This is a genomic window from Komagataeibacter xylinus (assembly GCF_004302915.1).
Classification (GTDB): domain Bacteria; phylum Pseudomonadota; class Alphaproteobacteria; order Acetobacterales; family Acetobacteraceae; genus Komagataeibacter; species Komagataeibacter xylinus_C.
This window is the reverse complement of record NZ_QQBI01000001.1, coordinates 236,915-251,373: the sequence shown is the minus strand read 5'-3', so window position 1 is coordinate 251,373 and position 14,459 is coordinate 236,915. Positions and strand designations below refer to the sequence as shown.

The window sequence follows — 14,459 nt, the reverse complement described above, 5'->3', positions numbered from 1 at the left end:
CCTTGACAGGCGCGGGCGGGATTGGCTTTGTCGCGCCTGCAACCGGGTGCGGCCCCTTGTGGCCGTGCCCCCCAAATCTGGTAGAATCAGGACAAGAGCATGCATCCCTATCGTACCCATAGCTGCGCGGCCCTGCGGGCTGCCGATGCCGGGCAGACGGCCCGCCTTTCCGGATGGGTACACTCCAAGCGCGACCATGGCGGCCTGCTGTTCATTGACCTGCGCGACCATTTCGGCATGACGCAGATCGTGATCCCCGCGGGCTCCCCCGTGCTGGAAACCGCCGAGCGCGTGCGCGTGGAAAGCGTGCTGACCGTGACGGGCGAGGTGGTGCTGCGCGATGGCGCCACCAAGAACCCCAACCTGCCCACGGGCGAGATCGAGCTGCGCGCGAAAGAGATCGAGGTCCAGTCCAGCGCCGACGTGCTGCCGCTGCAGGTGGCGGGCAACGAGCACTACCCCGAAGACCTGCGCCTGACCTACCGCTACATCGACCTGCGGCGCGAGAAGGTGCACCGCAACATCATGCTGCGCGCGCAGGTGATCGCGAGCCTGCGCAAGCGCATGACGGACCTTGGCTTTGTCGAGTTCCAGACCCCCATCCTGACCGCCTCCTCGCCCGAGGGCGCGCGCGACTTCCTCGTGCCTGCGCGCATGCATCCGGGCAAGTTCTACGCCCTGCCGCAGGCCCCGCAGCAGTTCAAGCAGCTGGCCATGGTGGCGGGGTTTGACCGCTATTTCCAGATCGCGCCCTGCTTCCGTGATGAAGCGGCGCGTGCCGACCGCTCGCCCGGTGAGTTCTACCAGCTCGATTTCGAGATGGCGTTCGCCACACAGGAAGATGTGTTCGCCACCCTCGAGCCGGTGATGGAAGGCGTGTTCCGTGAGTTCGGCGGTGGCCGTATCGTGAGCAAGGGCCCGTTCGAGCGCATTCCCTACGCCACGGCCATGGAAGTCTATGGCAGCGACAAGCCCGACCTGCGCAACCCGCTCAGGCTCTCGGATGTGACCGAGGCGTTTGCCGGTTCCGGCTTTGGCCTGTTTGCCCGCATCGCCGCCGATGGCGGCCAGATCCGCGCCATCCCCGCCCCCGGCGCGGGCGACCGCCCGCGTGCGTTCTTTGACAAGCTCAATAACTGGGCGCGTGAATCGGGTGCTGGCGGGCTGGGCTACATCATCTTCGCTGAAGAGGGCGGCAAGGGCCCGATCGCCAAGAACCTCGAGGCCGAACGCATCGAGGCCATCCGCGCCAAGACGGGGCTGAAGGCAGGCGATGCCGTGTTCTTCGTTGCGGGCAAGGGCGATGAGATGGTCAAGTTCTCGGGCGCCGTGCGCACCCGCGTTGCGACCGAACTCGACCTGATCGAACAGAACGCCTTCCGCTTCTGCTGGATCACGGATTTCCCGATGTACGAGCGCAATGAGGAAACGGGCGAGATCGACTTCTCGCACAATCCGTTCTCCATGCCGCAGGGTGGCATGGACGCGCTGCTCAACCAGGACCCGCTGACCATCAAGGCCTATCAGTACGATATCGTGTGCAACGGCATCGAACTCTCGTCAGGCGCGATCCGTAACCACCAGCCCGATGTGATGATCCGCGCGTTCGAGATCGCGGGCTACCCGGCCAGCGAGGTCGAGGCCCGCTTTGGCGGCATGCTCAACGCCTTCCGCTATGGCGCGCCGCCGCATGGTGGCTCGGCGCCGGGCGTGGACCGCATCGTGATGCTGCTGGCCGATGAGCCGAACATCCGCGAAGTCATCCTGTTCCCGCTCAACCAGCAGGGCGAGGACCTGATGATGGGCGCACCCGCCCCCGTCGAGCCGCAGCGGCTCAAGGAACTCTCGCTTGCCCTCGACCTGCCGCGCCCCAAGCCCGGCCAGAAGAAGGACTGAGCGCCATGCACGCCGTGATGGACCCCTCCCTCACGGCGCGCCGCATCAGGGTGCGGCGAGCGTTTCATCGCGGCATGATGGCGGGCATGGTGGCGGTGGGGCTGTGGCACGGCCAGGCGCTGGCCGCCCCGCCTGCGGGCATGGCCGCGCACCGGGCGGTGTATGACCTTGCCCTTTCCGCCGTGGGGAATGGCGATGTGGTGACGGCGGAGGGCAGGCTGACCTTCGTGCTGTCTGACATGTGCACGGCCTGGTCCACCCAGCAGCAGTTGCATGTGCGCACCGTGGGCCGGGGTGGTGATGAACACGACAGCGATTCCGATTACGCGGTGCTGGAGGACAAGGATGGCTCATCCCTCATCTTCCGCGCCGACCAGAGCGAAAACGGCCAGTCCAGCCCGCGCATAGCGGGCGAGGCCCATATGAGGCCCTCAGGCGGCAGGGTGCATTATACCGCGCCCAGCGTGCATGACGTGGCGCTGCCCGCGGGCACGCTGTTCCCCGTGGCGCACACCACCAGCGTGATTGCGGCAGGGCAGGCGGGCCGGACCGAAATCGCGCCGCCCCTGTTCGATGGCACGGTCGAGACCGGGGCGCTGAACACCTATGTGCTGCTGCTTGCGCGCGAGGTGCCGCCGGTGGCAACGCCTTTTGCAGCCCTCGCCCCCCTTGGGGCGCAGCGAGTGCATATTGCCTACTACAACCCCACCACGCGCGACATGGGGCCGATATTCGAGCAGGGCATGCGCTATTTCACCAACGGCGTGGCCGACCGGCTTGACCTTGATTTCGGGCAGTTCCGGCTGGCGGGCACGTTGCGCGAGTTCCGGCTGCTGCCGGTGCCCGACCACTGCCCGGCATCAGCCCCGCTCAGCCCGCAGCACCAGCCACTGTAACGGCCAGCGGCACGTGGTCCGATGGCTGGGCCTTGCCGCGTTCATCGCGCGCGGGCAGGGCGGTCAGCAGCCGTTCGGCCACGCGGGGCGAGAGCAGGGCATGGTCGATGCGCAGCCCGCTGTCACGCTGCCAGGCGGCGGCCTGGTAATCCCAGAACGTATAGAACCGCCCCGCCGGGTGCAGCGCGCGCAGCGCATCGGTCAGGCCCAGCCACAGCAGGCGGCGGAAGGCCGCACGGGTGGCCGGGCGCACCAGCGCATCATCCGGCGCAAGCGCGCCGGGCGCGCAGTCCTCATCGGTGGGGCAGACATTGTAGTCACCCAGCAGCACGAAGTCCTGCCCGGCCGCGAGCATGGCGTGGGCGTGCAGCGCAAGGGCATCCATGAAGGCAAGCTTGGAATCGTAGCCCGCACTGCCGCCTGAATTGCCGTTGGGCAGGTACAGATTGCCAAAGATCAGCCCGCCTGCGCGAATTTCCACATAGCGGGCCTGCGGCGGGTCGGTTTCCCAGCCGGGCAGGGCGGTGTGGGTGACCTCGTGGGGCAGGCGCGTGAGGATGGCCACGCCGTTATAGCTTTTCTGCCCCACCACGATGCTGTCATAGCCTGCCGCCCTGAACGCATCGGCGGGGAAGATCTCGGTGGCGCACTTGATCTCCTGCAGGGCCAGCACGTCGGGCTGCTCGCGGGCGAGGTAGTCAAGCACATGGTCGAGGCGCTGGCGGATGGAATTGACGTTCCAGGTAACGAATTTCATCATTCCACCGAGAAGCTGGTGCCACACCCGCACGAGGAGGCCGCATGCGGGTTGCGCACGGTGAAATGCGCGCCCATCAGGCTGTCATCAAAATCGAGCACGGCACCGCTCAGCAGGTCCATGCTGGCGGGGTCAACGAGCACGCGGGCGGTGCCTGCGGCAATGACGATATCATCGGGCCGGGTTTCAGGCTCGAGCGCGAATTTATACTGAAAGCCGTTGCAGCCCCCCGCCTCGACCGCCACCCGCAGCGCCGGTTCGCCCGTTGGGGTGGGGGGCTGTTCATCAAGGATCTCACGCAGGCGCTGTGCTGCCGAATCCGATACGCGGAACATCTCGGCCGGGGGGGAAGGGGGCGTGGACATCGGGTTTCACCATGATCTGTGCCCGCAGGCCGGGGCCACTTCATGTTGGCTGCGGGCTGCGGGCGGGTTATGGATGCACGGCGGTATGGCTTTTACCGTTTCATCCATGGCTTGGTCCTGATCCTATATGAGCACTGCACCCTATGCTGTCCAGACCGCTACGGTCCGTGGCAGGCTCCACCCCGTGGCTGGTGCGCCCACCCGCCGCCCGTGCGGCCGCCCCCGCGCATGATGCCGGCAATGCCGGCCCATGCCTGCGCCACGAGGCGATCCGCCACGTCATCAACACGCTGGCCATGGACCAGATCGGCGCAGCGCGGTCCGACCTTGGCCGTATGGCGGCGTGCTGCGCCGATGGCATCCGCCATGCCGCCCGCCCCGTGGTGGCCAGCAGCCCGGCCATCCGCCATTTCCTGTATGCCCGGCCGTACCGCCACTGGCGTGTCAACCGCATGGCGCGCAAGGCGCGGCTTAGGGTCGAATCGATCCTTGCCATCCCCGGCAGCGACATGACCCCGCTGCCCGATGTCACCAGCGCGCCTGCCCCTGCCGCCCGCGCGGGGGGTGATATGGCTGGTGCGTGCCGGGTGGTGGCCGATTATAGTGCCGGGATGACCGATCGCTGCGCGATGGAGGCATATCGACGGTTGACGGACCTGTCCCCGCCGGGGTGAAACACGCGCAGCACGATCATCCGCCTGCCACCGCTTTTGCGCGATGCCGGCGGGCCATACCATGCCGGGCCACCGGGCCTGTTACCGTTATCTGTTGGGAAACCAAGCCGCATGTCAGACAGTCTGTTCGCCCGTTACCTCACCCATGTGCGCGATGCGCTGCGCACCATCATGCCCGACCTGCCCCCAGCAGCCCTTGAGCGCGTCGAGGTCACGCCCACCCGCGACCCCGCCCATGGCGACCTGGCCACCAATGCGGCGCTGGTCATCTCCAAGGCGGCCCGCCGCCGCCCCGCCGAGATCGCGGGTGAACTGGTCACGGCGCTGGCCTCCGTGCCCGGCATTGCGCAGGCCGAGGTAGCGGGCCCGGGCTTTGTCAACATGCGCCTTGCCCCCGCCGTGTGGCAGGCCGTGGCGCGTGACGTGCTGCGCACGGGCGAGGCCTACGGCACGAGCAGCGCGGGCCGGGGCGTGAAGGTGAATGTGGAATATGTCTCGGCCAACCCCACGGGGCCGATGCATGTGGGCCATTGCCGTGGCGCCGTGGTGGGTGACGTGCTGGCCAACCTGCTGGCCAAGGCGGGTTATGAAGTCACCAAGGAATATTACATCAACGATGCGGGCGCGCAGGTGATCGCGCTGGCCTGGGCCACGTACTGGCGCTACCTGCAGGCGCTGCACACCACCATGACACAGGAGGAATTCGCAGCCGTGGTGCCCGGCGGCGCCATCCAGTACGGCGGCGACTATCTGGTGCCCGTGGGCGAGGCGCTGGCCCGCAAACATGGCGAAAGCCTCGCCGCCCCCGGCCTGAAGCCCGCCGACCCCGCCCTGTGGCTCGAGACCGTGAAGAAAGAGGCGGTCGATACCATGATGGGCATGATCCGCGAGGATCTGGCCGCCCTTGGCGTGCATCATGACGTGTTCACCAGCGAGGCGAAGATCCTGGCTGATGGCGAGACCGACCGCGCCATCAAAAAGCTTGAGGAAAAGGGCCTGATCTACGAAGGCGTGCTCGCCCCCCCCAAGGGCAAGCTGCCCGATGACTGGGAAGCCCGCCCCCAGACCCTGTTCCGCTCGACCGAATTTGGCGATGATGTCGATCGCCCCCTGCGCAAGTCCGATGGCTCGAACACCTATTTCGCCAACGATATCGGCTACCATGCCGATAAGATCCGCCGGGGCGCTGACGTGCTGGTCGATGTATGGGGCGCGGATCATGGCGGCTACGTCACGCGCATGAAGGCTGCTGTTGCGGCGCTGGCCACCGATGGCCGCCCGGTGCTTGACGTGCTTTTGTGCCAGATCGTGCGCATCGTGCGCGATGGCCAGCCGGTGCGCATGTCCAAGCGCGCGGGCACGTTCGTGACCCTGCGCGACCTGATTGACGAGGTGGGGCGTGACGCGGTGCGCTTTACCATGCTCACCCGCAAGGCCGATGCGCAGATGGAATTCGACCTCGACCAGGTTGTGGCCCAGAGCCGCGACAACCCGGTGTTCTACGTGCAGTACGCCCATGCGCGCTGCTGCTCGGTGCTGCGGGCGGCGGCAGGCCTTGCCAATGCGGGCAAACTGCCCGGCGGCCTCACGCCTGCCGAACTTGCTACCGCCGACCTGTCGGGGCTGGGCTCGGATGCGGAACTGGCGCTTTTGCAGCGCATGGCGCAGTGGCCGCGCATGGTCGAGTCGGCCGCAAGCGCGCATGAGCCGCACCGCATTGCGTTCTATCTCAATGAACTGGCCTCCGATTTCCATGCATTGTGGAACCGGGGCAAGGATGACACGACCCTGCGCTTCGTGCAGGAAGATGACGTGGCCGCAACCCGTACGAAACTTGCCCTTGTCGAGGCGACGGCAACCGTGCTGCGTTCGGGCCTGAACGTGCTCGGCGTGCAGCCGGTCGAGGAGATGCGATGAGTCCTGACGATACGCCGCGTAATGGTGGTCCCGATGATCTTCGGAACAACCCCGCCGCACCCGATCCCTATGCCGAGCGCCCGACCGCGCGCGAGCGCATGGGCACGGATTCCAATCCCGACCTGAACGCGCGCGCGCCCATGGAGCCAGCCGATGACATCGGCCCGCGTGCCACGCCCCCCCGTGGCGGCAGGGGCGGCACCGATTTCAGGGCCCTGCTGGCGCGCTTTGCCGGCAGCAGCCTGCTGGGCGATGACCCGCTCACGCGCAAGCTGGTCTATGGCGCGGCGGGGCTTGGCGGCATTCTGGTCATCGCGATTGGCGGCTGGTCACTGTTTGGCCATCATGAAGGCGGCATCGCGGTGCTCGGCCCCCCGCCGGGGCCGGTGCGCGTCAAGCCCGCCGATCCGGGGGGCATGCAGATTCTGGGCGCGGGCGATGGCATGGCCGCCGATGGTGGCGTGATGCGTCTCTCGCCCCCGCCCGAGCAGCCCCAGCCCGATGCCATGGCCCGGCAGTATGCCCCGCCACCGGGTAGCGACAGCGCTGATGGCGGCAATGCTTCCCCGCCGCCTGCCACTGCCCCGGCTCCGGCTGAAACGCCCGCCCCGTCCGGCCCTGCCCCGCAGGAGCCCGCCCAGAAGCCCGCGGAACCGGCAAGGCAGGCCGAGGAATCGCCCGCCACCCTGCCGCCGCCGGTGCCGCGCGCGCTCAATGAGGGCAGTGGCGCCTACGGCGTGCAGCTGGCCGCCCTTGATTCGCAGGAGGCGGCACTCAAGAGCTGGAGCCAGCTGCTCAGCCGTTACCCCGGCGTGTTCGGTTCCTACCAGCCTGCCGTCATCAAGGCGGAGCGGGGCGGCAAGACGTTCTACCGCCTGCGCATCAAGGGGCTGAGCAAGGCGCAGGCCGCATCGGTGTGCGAGAAGGTCAAGGCCAAAAGCCTGCCGTGCGAACCGGTCCATTCCTGAGCGCATTCCATGACCCAGCCAGAGGAGGCAGGGTGGGCGGCTGGCACGCCCGCCCCCATGGCTGAAGGGCAGCCGACCTCGCCCATCGTGCATCTTGACGGGTTTGACGGGCCGATGGACCTGCTGCTTGAACTCGCCCGGGCGCAGAAGGTGGATCTGTGGCGCATTTCCATCCTGCAGCTTGTCGAGCAGTTCCTGGCGGTGGTCCGCGCCATTCCCGCCGTGCGGCTGGAGCAGGCGGCGGACTGGCTGGTCATGGCGGCATGGCTTGCATGGCTCAAGTCGCGCCTGCTGCTGCCCGAGGATGATGGCGCGGACACCGATGCCGAGGATGCGGCAGCCCTCCTGCACGAGCGCCTGCTCGAGCTTGAGCGCATGATGCAGCTTGGGCGGTGGCTTGGCGCGCGCGACCAGCTTGGCCATGAGGTGTTTGAACGCGGGCAGCCCGAAAGCCTCGTGGCCATCGACCGCTCGGGGCTGGCGGTGGATGTGCCGCAGCTCATGCGCGGTTACATGGCGGCCATGCGGCGGCGCGCGCGCAAGGCCACCTACCAGCCGCGCCCGCCACGGTTCTGGACCGTGCAGGACGCGCTGGCGCGGCTGCGGCGCATGCTGGGCACGCTCATGCCCGCGGGCTGGTGTGGGCTTGAGGCCTTCCTGCCCCCCGCCACGGCGGCGGACAGTGCCGGCCCCCAGGCCGAGACCGGCCGGAGGGCCGCCGTGGCGGGCACGCTGCTGGCCAGCCTGGAGATGGCGCGCAATGGCACGATCGAACTGCGGCAGGCGGAACAGTTTGGCCGCATCCTGCTGCGTGAGCGGATGGGGCAAGACCCCGCCGCCCCAATGCAACCTGAAGGGGAGAGGACCTGATGAACGACCCCGAGCAGCCTGACCTCATTGCGCCCGCGCCAGGGGCGGTGGAAGACATTACGGTGCGGGACTTTTCGCTCCGCCTTGTCGAGGCGCTGATCTTCGCCCGGGCCGACCCACTCAGTACCCGCGCCATTGCCGAGGTGCTCGGCGCGCAGGGCGGCATCCCGCATGATACCGCCGACCGCGATGCCTATGTGGCGGCAACGCTGGCCGCCCTTGGCGCGCAGTATGCCGGGCGCGGGGTGGAACTTGTGGAGGTGGCGGGGGGCTGGCAGTTCCGCACCGCTCCTGACCTTGCCCCGCGCCTGACCCGCGTCATGCCGCGCCCGCGCAGGCTGGCGCGCTCGACCATGGAAACGCTGGCCATCATCGCCTATCACCAGCCCTGCACGCGTGCCGAGATCGAGGACATTCGCGGCGTGAGCCTGAGCCAGCAGGTGCTCGACACCCTGCTCGAGGCCGAGCTCATCATGCCGCTGGGCCGCAAGGAAGTGCCGGGGCGGCCGATCCTGTGGGGCACGTCAAACGGCTTCCTGCGCCATTTTGGCCTCAAGGACCTGGGCGACCTGCCCCGGCGCGAGGAGCTGCTGGTGGATGTGCCCGATGCAGCTCCTGCGCCCGAACCGCCCGATGGCCTGCCCGTGGCGGAGGGCAGGGATGATGCGCCGGATGAGGTTCCTGACGCGCCCGGGGCGTGATAGGTGTGCGGGGGCAGGATGATGGTGTACGGTCTTGCGCGGGCCGCAGGGAGCGGGCGCGGTAGGGAAGGAACGGCTGATGTTCGATTTCGCATGGTCTGAATTTGCCCTGATCGGGGTGGTGGGCCTGCTGCTGATCGGGCCGAAGGACATGCCCGTCGCCATCCGCACCGTAACCGGGCTGATCAAGAAGGCCCGCGGGCTCGCCACCGAGTTCCAGTCGCATGTGGATGAAATGGTGCGCGAGGCCGACCTGACCGAGGCCCGCGACCAGCTTGGCAAGCTCAAGCGCATGAACGTGCGCGACAAGATCATGAACGCGATTGACGGGGATGGCGCGCTGCGCCGCTCGCTTGATGATACGCATGAGGCCGCGCAGTCCGCCATGTCGGCAACTGCGGCAATGCCTGCTGCATCATCGCTGCCCGAACAGGCCATCCCCTCGCGCCATTACATCCCCCCGCTTGTGGATGCCGGCCCTGCGGAGGTTGACGCACCCGATGCGCCCGATTTCCTGCCGCCGCGCACCGCCCGGCGCATCGCCGCCGAACTGCCGCGCCTTACCCCCCCCGCCTTCCTGCCGCCGGTGCGGGTCATTCATAATGGCCAGCGCGTTGGCGTGACCCATGCAGGGCAGGAATAGGAACACGATGGACGCCCAAGACGAAAACCCCAACCCGGACGCCATTGATGACCAGCCCATGCCGCTGCTCGAACACCTTGTTGAACTGCGGCGCAGGCTGCTGTGGTCGATGGTGTCGTTCGTGGCGTGCTTTGCGGTCTGCTACTACTATTCCGAGCAGATCTATTTCTTCCTCGCCAAGCCGCTTGGCGACATCATGCGCCAGAAGGGCGAGCAGCCGCACCTGATCTATACCGCGCTGTACGAGGCCTTCTTCACCTACATGAAGGTCGCCTTTTTTGGCGCGGCCTGCCTGTCGTTTCCCATGGTGGCGGTGCAGGCATGGATCTTCATCGCACCCGGCCTGTACAAGAGCGAGAAGCGGGCTTTCGCACCCTTCCTTGTCGCAACGCCCATCATGTTCGCCATGGGTGCGGCGCTGGCCTACTACTTCATCTTCCCCGCCGCGTGGAAGTTCTTCCTGTCGTTCCAGACGGCGGACGGGCAGGACGGGCTGCAGATCGAACTCCAGGCCAAGGTGTCGGAATACCTGTCGCTGGTCATGAAGCTGATCCTGGCGTTCGGCATGGCGTTCGAGCTGCCGGTGGTGCTGACGCTGATGGCCCGCGTGGGGCTGGTCACGTCAAAGGGACTGGCGAAGGTGCGGCGCTACGCCTATGTGGGCGCGTTCGTGGCCGCCGCCATCCTGACCCCGCCCGATGTCATTACCCAGACCGGCCTGGCCGTGCCGCTGATCGGGCTGTACGAAATTTCCATTTTCTGCGCCCGCCTTGTCGAGCCGCGCAGACTGCCTGAAGAAACCGAGGAGACCCCCTGATGCACGACCTGCGTGCCCTACGCGCCGACCCCGCAGGCTTTGACGCCGCCCTGAAACGGCGCGGGGCGCCCGCCGTGGCCGATGGCGTGCTGCTGCTGGACACGGAGCGCCGCGCCGCCGAGACCGAACTGCAGGAGCTTCAGGCCAGCCGCAAGAAGATCTCCAAGGAAATCGGGGGCCTGCGCAAATCCGGCGCGGATACCTCGGCGCTGGAAGAGCGCGTGGCCCACGGCAAGGCCCGGATGGAAGAACTCCAGACCCGCGTTGCCGAGCTCGATGGCCAGATCCGCGGCACGCTCGAGCGCCTGCCCAACCAGCTTGACGCCTCCGTGCCCGATGGGGCGGATGAAAGTGCCAATGTGGAAGTGCACCGCAACGGCGTGGTGCGCGAATTCAGCTTTACCCCGCGCGAGCATTTCGAGCTTGGCGAAGCGCTGGGCCTGATGGATTTCGAGACCGCCTCGCGCCTGTCGGGCGCGCGCTTCGTGGTGCTGCGCGGCGCACTGGCCCGCATGGAGCGTGCCCTTGGCCAGTTCATGCTCGACCTGCACACCACCGATAACGGCTATGAGGAAACCGCCGTGCCGGTGCTGGTCAATAATGAGGCCATGTACGGCACCGACAAGCTGCCCAAATTCGCGGACCAGTCCTTCCGCACCGAAGATGGCCGCTGGCTCATCCCCACCGCCGAGGTGCCGCTGACGGCCAGCGTCTCGGGCCAGATCCTGCCCGCCAATGTGCTGCCGCGTCGTCTGGTGGCCCTTTCCTCGTGCTTTCGCAGCGAGGCGGGGGCGGCGGGGCGCGATACGCGCGGCATGCTGCGCCAGCACCAGTTCCAGAAGGTGGAGATGGTCAGCATCACCACGCCCGAGGAGAGTGACGCCGAGCACGAGCGCATGACCCGCTGCGCGGAGATGGTGCTGGAGAAGCTGGGCATTCCCTATCGCCGCCTGCTGCTGTGCGCGGGTGACACAGGCTTTGGCGCGGCAAAAACTTTCGACCTTGAAGCCTGGCTGCCCGGCCAGAAGGCATGGCGCGAGATCTCGTCATGCTCCACCACGCGCGACTTCCAGGCCCGGCGCATGAATGCCCGCTACCGCGCGGCCGATGGCAAGCCTGCCTTCGTGCACACGCTCAACGGGTCCGGCCTCGCCGTGGGCCGCACCCTGATCGCGGTAATGGAAAACTACCAGAACGAGGATGGCAGCATCACCGTGCCTGAGGTGCTGCGACCCTATATGGGCGGAATTGAAGTCATCCGTTAAAAACAGGATAGAAGTTTCCGGGGGCCGCCTTTTTTCAAAAAGGCGGCGTTCTTCTGAAGCTTTTTGAAGAAAGCTTCACCAAAAACTTCTGTTCTGCTTACCGCCTCTTGCGGTGCGGGCGTTTGCCCTTGGGTGGCCCGCCATCGCGGTTGGCTCCCCTGCGGCCCGGTGGGTTGGCGCGGCTGTCGGGGCGGAAGGGGGAGGCGGACGTGGCCCGCGCGCGCACGCTCTGCTGGCGCAGCACGTCCTCGATCCAGTCATTGAGCCGTGCGGTGGTTTCCTCCGCGTCCTCGCGGTTGACGTAGGCCTCGGGGAAGCGCAGGGCCAGCCACCGCCATGCCACCAGCCGCTTGTGGCGCTTTTCGGCGCGTTCAAGTTCCGTGCGCTCGGCGCGTTCGGCAGGCGGCAGGCGGCCCGTGCCCGGTGGCGGCACGCTGTTGCCCGCGGCGTGGTCCGCCGCCCAGTGCACGAGGCGCTGGATGCCGTTGTCACGGTCATCAACCGGGCACATGGCATAGACCCAGCGCTGGGCCAGTGTCAGATCCGGCACGCCTTCGAGCGCTGTGGCGATGGCGAAGGCCTGCTCCATGTTGGCCAGCCGGTAATTGGGGTCATCGCGCCGCAGCACCGCACGGCGGATGCGCACCAGCACGCCGAACAGGCTGTCGGACCCGATCTCGGCAGCGACGGCCTGCACGATATCGGCATCGGGCTGCACCTGCGGGCGCATGTCCTCGATCGGCTGGGGGGGCGCTGCCAGCATGGCGTGGATGAAGGACGGGCTGCCCACGCCCTCCAGCACGGCCACGATTCCCTGCTCATGCTTGCCAAAGCGCCCGGCGCGGCCACCGATCTGCTTGACCTCCTGCGGGTTGAGGTCGCGGGTCTGGTTGCCGTCATATTTGCGCAGGGCTGCAAACACCACGCGGCGGATGGTCAGGTTGAGCCCCATGCCGATGGCGTCGGTCGCGATCAGGATGTCGGCATCGCCATTATTGAAGCGCTGCGCCTCCGCCCGGCGCACCTCGGGGCTGAGCGCGCCATACACCACCGCCACCCGCTTGCCGTGGGCCAGCAGCAGGGCGCGCAGGTCGAGCACCTCGCGGCGCGAGAAGGCGATCAACGCATCATGCTTCTGCAATTCAGGCAGGCTGACCGCGCGCTCGGCGGCGACCAGCGGGCTTTTGCGCTCAAGGCGGATTTCATCCACCGGGTCGCCGCACAGTTCGGCAATGCGCCGGACCATGGGGATGCAGTCCGGTGCGCCAAGAATGAACAGGTGCCGCGCGGGGGCGCCCATGATGGCCGCCGTCCACGCAGCGCCCCGGTCGGGGTCGGTGAGCATCTGGGCCTCGTCGATGATGGCGACATCGACAGGGTTGTTCAGCGGGCACATCTCCACGGTGGCGGCAAGATGGCGGCTGCCGGGCACGTCGATGCGTTCCTCGCCCGTGGCGAGCGATGTCGGCACGCCGCGCGCGGTCAGCGACTCGCGGAACTCATGGGCCAGCAGCCGCAGTGGGGCCAGTGCCAGCCCGCTTTCGGCCCGCGCCAGCGCATCAAGCGCGGTGTGCGACTTGCCGCTATTGGTTGGCCCGGTCACCAGCGTGATGCGCCGGTTGAGCGCGCGCGCGGTGCGGAAGTGGGCTGCGTAGCGGTCAAGGGCGGCCACCTGCGCAATCACGGCATTGCCCACGCGCCTGTTGCCAAGGTCGGGGGCGAGGGGGGCGCGTTTATCGCTTTCCGGCCCTTCGCGCCGCCACTCAGGCAGGTTCTGGCGTAGGGCCATGAGTTCGGTGGGGTCGAACTCCCAGCGTTCCTGCCCGCCCGCCTGCGGCACGCGGCGGGCGACGGGCAGGCGGTTTTCCGCAATCCAGCGCAGGGCCTCGCGCTGCGAGCAGCGCAGCAGGCCGGGCACATCGCTGAAGGGCACGAGGCTCTTTTCCCAATCGCGCAGGCGCTGCACTTCCTCGCGCCGACGGGTCCGTGCGGTGTCTTCTATGCGGGCATCGCGGTCCTTGCGGCTGCTTTCCGCCGCATCGAGGCCTGCGGCAAAGGCGGCCGGGTCGGGCAGGGCGAACGCATCGGCCACGGCCAGGGCCAGGGTGTGCAGTTCACCGGGCGAGAGCATGCGCCCGGTGCCATCAAACAGGTCGGAGCGGATGTTCTCCACCGCCATTTGCGGGGTCTCGCCCTGGGCGCGCAGTTTTTCGTGCAGCACGGGGCTGAGGGCTGCGAGCAGGGTGGCGTCATCGGGTTCGGGGGTCTCGACCGTTCTGGCGGCAGCCTCCGTATCCGCGCGGGTGACCCAGACCTGGCCTGCCCGGCGGGTCAGGTCCATCAGGCGCGAGCCCCACGGCTTGCGGCGCACGGTGCACAATGCTGCGCGGAAGGTGGCGTCATCCACCCGGTCGGCGCCGGGGGCCAGCTTGCGGGCGATCACGCGCTCGAGCTTGGGGCGCTCGCGGGTTTCAACATGCAGGCCGGTGGCGGCGATGGCCGCATCAAGCGCCAGCGCGGCAGGGGCTGCGGTGGGCGCGTCGCGATCGGAAAATTCTGAACTCATGCTTCCTATGTGCGTCATCCATGCGGCGGGGACAATGGACTCCGGCTTGCATCGGCATGGGAAATCATTGAATAGAAGCGCGCATTGTACATGTGTGACGTGACAGGCGCGCCCCGGAATGGGC

General features: G+C 67.6%; 13 protein-coding genes. 10 read left to right on the top strand and 3 right to left on the bottom strand.

Features of this window, described 5'->3' with window-relative positions:
- Positions 1 to 99 precede the first annotated feature (99 nt).
- Positions 100 to 1,896 (top strand): aspartate--tRNA ligase, encoded by a 1,797-nt coding sequence (aspS, locus tag DV027_RS01150; protein WP_130730130.1) that lies wholly within the window; start codon positions 100 to 102, stop codon positions 1,894 to 1,896.
- Between the two features lie 5 nt (positions 1,897 to 1,901).
- Positions 1,902 to 2,792: an EipB family protein gene (locus DV027_RS01145; protein WP_242621675.1), complete on the top strand. Its 891-nt coding sequence runs from the start codon at positions 1,902 to 1,904 to the stop codon at positions 2,790 to 2,792.
- Here the strand turns inward: DV027_RS01145 and DV027_RS01140 are convergent.
- On the bottom strand, positions 2,767 to 3,552 hold the full coding sequence (locus tag DV027_RS01140; protein ID WP_130730129.1) for an exodeoxyribonuclease III: 786 nt from the start codon (positions 3,550 to 3,552) through the stop codon (positions 2,767 to 2,769). The two genes, DV027_RS01145 and DV027_RS01140, sit on opposite strands and share 26 nt — an antisense overlap.
- Complete coding sequence (locus DV027_RS01135) at positions 3,549 to 3,914, bottom strand: HesB/IscA family protein (protein ID WP_130730128.1); 366 nt, start codon at positions 3,912 to 3,914, stop codon at positions 3,549 to 3,551. Before DV027_RS01135 ends, DV027_RS01140 begins: the two co-directional genes overlap by 4 nt.
- Positions 3,915 to 4,081: 167 nt before the next feature.
- Here DV027_RS01135 and DV027_RS01130 point away from each other — a divergent pair, with 167 nt between their 5' ends.
- From DV027_RS01130 to serS, 8 genes are all read left to right on the top strand, one after another.
- On the top strand, positions 4,082 to 4,588 hold the full coding sequence (locus DV027_RS01130) for a deoxyguanosinetriphosphate triphosphohydrolase family protein (RefSeq protein ID WP_242621674.1): 507 nt from the start codon (positions 4,082 to 4,084) through the stop codon (positions 4,586 to 4,588).
- A gap of 111 nt (positions 4,589 to 4,699) precedes the next feature.
- On the top strand, positions 4,700 to 6,505 hold the full coding sequence (gene argS, locus DV027_RS01125) for an arginine--tRNA ligase (RefSeq protein WP_130730126.1): 1,806 nt from the start codon (positions 4,700 to 4,702) through the stop codon (positions 6,503 to 6,505).
- Complete coding sequence (locus DV027_RS01120) at positions 6,502 to 7,473, top strand: SPOR domain-containing protein (protein ID WP_130730125.1); 972 nt, start codon at positions 6,502 to 6,504, stop codon at positions 7,471 to 7,473. The genes argS and DV027_RS01120 overlap by 4 nt, the downstream gene beginning before the upstream one ends.
- Before the next feature lie 9 nt (positions 7,474 to 7,482).
- A complete protein-coding gene (locus DV027_RS01115) occupies positions 7,483 to 8,343 on the top strand; it encodes a segregation and condensation protein A (protein ID WP_408884439.1) in 861 nt (286 codons plus the stop codon).
- The gene (gene scpB / locus DV027_RS01110) at positions 8,343 to 9,044 is read left to right on the top strand and encodes an SMC-Scp complex subunit ScpB (RefSeq protein WP_242621673.1); all 702 of its coding nucleotides are present in this window, start codon (positions 8,343 to 8,345) and stop codon (positions 9,042 to 9,044) included. Before DV027_RS01115 ends, scpB begins: the two co-directional genes overlap by 1 nt.
- 79 nt (positions 9,045 to 9,123) lie before the next feature.
- On the top strand, positions 9,124 to 9,687 hold the full coding sequence (gene tatB, locus DV027_RS01105; protein WP_130730124.1) for a Sec-independent protein translocase protein TatB: 564 nt from the start codon (positions 9,124 to 9,126) through the stop codon (positions 9,685 to 9,687).
- 7 nt (positions 9,688 to 9,694) lie between these two features.
- On the top strand, positions 9,695 to 10,504 hold the full coding sequence (gene tatC, locus DV027_RS01100; protein WP_207303390.1) for a twin-arginine translocase subunit TatC: 810 nt from the start codon (positions 9,695 to 9,697) through the stop codon (positions 10,502 to 10,504).
- On the top strand, positions 10,504 to 11,769 hold the full coding sequence (serS, locus tag DV027_RS01095) for a serine--tRNA ligase (protein WP_130730123.1): 1,266 nt from the start codon (positions 10,504 to 10,506) through the stop codon (positions 11,767 to 11,769). Before tatC ends, serS begins: the two co-directional genes overlap by 1 nt.
- A 97-nt stretch (positions 11,770 to 11,866) precedes the next feature.
- Here serS and DV027_RS01090 read toward each other — a convergent pair whose 3' ends face one another.
- Entirely contained in the window at positions 11,867 to 14,335 is a 2,469-nt protein-coding gene (locus DV027_RS01090) for a helicase-related protein (protein ID WP_130730122.1), read from the bottom strand.
- Positions 14,336 to 14,459: the final 124 nt, after the last annotated feature.

Excerpts from the sequence above, each read along its gene's own strand:
- aspS (WP_130730130.1), top strand. The coding sequence starts at position 100 with ATGCATCCCTATCGTACCCATAGCTGCGCGGCCCTGCGGGCTGCCGAT.
- DV027_RS01145 (WP_242621675.1), top strand. The coding sequence starts at position 1,902 with ATGCACGCCGTGATGGACCCCTCCCTCACGGCGCGCCGCATCAGGGTG.
- DV027_RS01140 (WP_130730129.1), bottom strand. The coding sequence starts at position 3,552 with ATGATGAAATTCGTTACCTGGAACGTCAATTCCATCCGCCAGCGCCTC.
- DV027_RS01135 (WP_130730128.1), bottom strand. The coding sequence starts at position 3,914 with ATGTCCACGCCCCCTTCCCCCCCGGCCGAGATGTTCCGCGTATCGGAT.
- argS (WP_130730126.1), top strand. The coding sequence starts at position 4,700 with ATGTCAGACAGTCTGTTCGCCCGTTACCTCACCCATGTGCGCGATGCG.
- DV027_RS01120 (WP_130730125.1), top strand. The coding sequence starts at position 6,502 with ATGAGTCCTGACGATACGCCGCGTAATGGTGGTCCCGATGATCTTCGG.
- DV027_RS01115 (WP_408884439.1), top strand. The coding sequence starts at position 7,483 with ATGACCCAGCCAGAGGAGGCAGGGTGGGCGGCTGGCACGCCCGCCCCC.
- scpB (WP_242621673.1), top strand. The coding sequence starts at position 8,343 with ATGAACGACCCCGAGCAGCCTGACCTCATTGCGCCCGCGCCAGGGGCG.
- tatB (WP_130730124.1), top strand. The coding sequence starts at position 9,124 with ATGTTCGATTTCGCATGGTCTGAATTTGCCCTGATCGGGGTGGTGGGC.
- tatC (WP_207303390.1), top strand. The coding sequence starts at position 9,695 with ATGGACGCCCAAGACGAAAACCCCAACCCGGACGCCATTGATGACCAG.
- serS (WP_130730123.1), top strand. The coding sequence starts at position 10,504 with ATGCACGACCTGCGTGCCCTACGCGCCGACCCCGCAGGCTTTGACGCC.
- DV027_RS01090 (WP_130730122.1), bottom strand. The coding sequence starts at position 14,335 with ATGAGTTCAGAATTTTCCGATCGCGACGCGCCCACCGCAGCCCCTGCC.